General features: G+C 39.6%; 1 protein-coding gene. It reads left to right on the top strand.

Features of this window, described 5'->3' with window-relative positions; genetic code table 11:
- A partial coding sequence (gene aspA / locus ACZDYH_RS30345; protein WP_474888044.1) for an aspartate ammonia-lyase occupies window positions 1-1,241 on the top strand: 1,241 nt, incomplete at both ends.

Here is a 1,241-nt window from a genome sequence, read left to right as displayed (position 1 = left end):
TTAATTAGAGCGTTCGCAATTGTAAAAAAAGCAGCAGCGCTTGCGAATACAGATGTAGGAAGATTGGAATTGAACAAGGGCGGTGCGATCGCAGAGGCTGCTCAAGAAATTCTTGATGGAAAATGGCATGATCATTTCATCGTAGATCCAATCCAAGGCGGAGCGGGTACTTCAATGAACATGAATGCAAATGAAGTCATTGCCAATCGTGCTCTTGAATTATTAGGGATGGAAAAGGGAGACTATCATTATATTAGTCCAAATAGTCATGTAAACATGGCGCAATCAACAAACGATGCATTCCCAACAGCGATTCATATCGCTACATTAAACGCATTAGAAGGTTTATTACAAACGATGGGTTATATGCACGATGTATTTGAATTAAAAGCAGAACAGTTCGATCATGTGATTAAAATGGGTCGTACACATTTACAAGACGCTGTGCCAATTCGCCTTGGACAAGAATTTAAGGCGTACTCTCGTGTACTTGAACGTGATATGAAACGAATTCAGCAATCACGTCAACACTTATATGAAGTGAACATGGGAGCAACTGCAGTTGGTACAGGCTTAAATGCAGACCCAGAATATATTGAAGCAGTTGTAAAGCATTTAGCTGCAATTAGTGAACTACCACTAGTTGGTGCAGAAGACTTAGTAGATGCAACGCAAAATACAGATGCATACACAGAAGTATCTGCAGCACTGAAAGTATGTATGATGAATATGTCTAAAATTGCGAATGACCTTCGCTTAATGGCATCAGGTCCACGTGTTGGTTTAGCAGAGATTATGTTACCAGCTCGTCAACCAGGTTCATCTATTATGCCAGGGAAAGTAAACCCTGTTATGCCAGAAGTTATTAATCAAATTGCGTTCCAAGTAATAGGTAATGATCATACAATTTGCCTTGCTTCAGAAGCAGGACAATTAGAATTAAACGTGATGGAACCAGTACTTGTTTTCAACTTACTGCAATCGATTAGCATTATGAATAACGGTTTCCGTGCCTTTACAGATAATTGCTTAAAAGGAATTGAAGCGAATGAAGATCGCTTAAAAGAGTATGTTGAGAAAAGTGTAGGAATTATTACAGCCGTGAACCCTCATATCGGTTATGAAGCAGCAGCTCGCGTTGCGAAAGAAGCAATTGCAACAGGCCAATCCGTTCGAGAACTTTGTGTGAAAAATGGTGTATTGTCACAAGAAGACTTAGAGTTAATTCTAGATCCATTCGA

It is taken from the genome of Bacillus sp. EB V-12 (genome assembly GCF_056158125.1).
The sequence above is the reverse complement of the archived record's forward strand: the minus strand, read 5'-3'. Positions and strand labels throughout refer to the sequence as shown.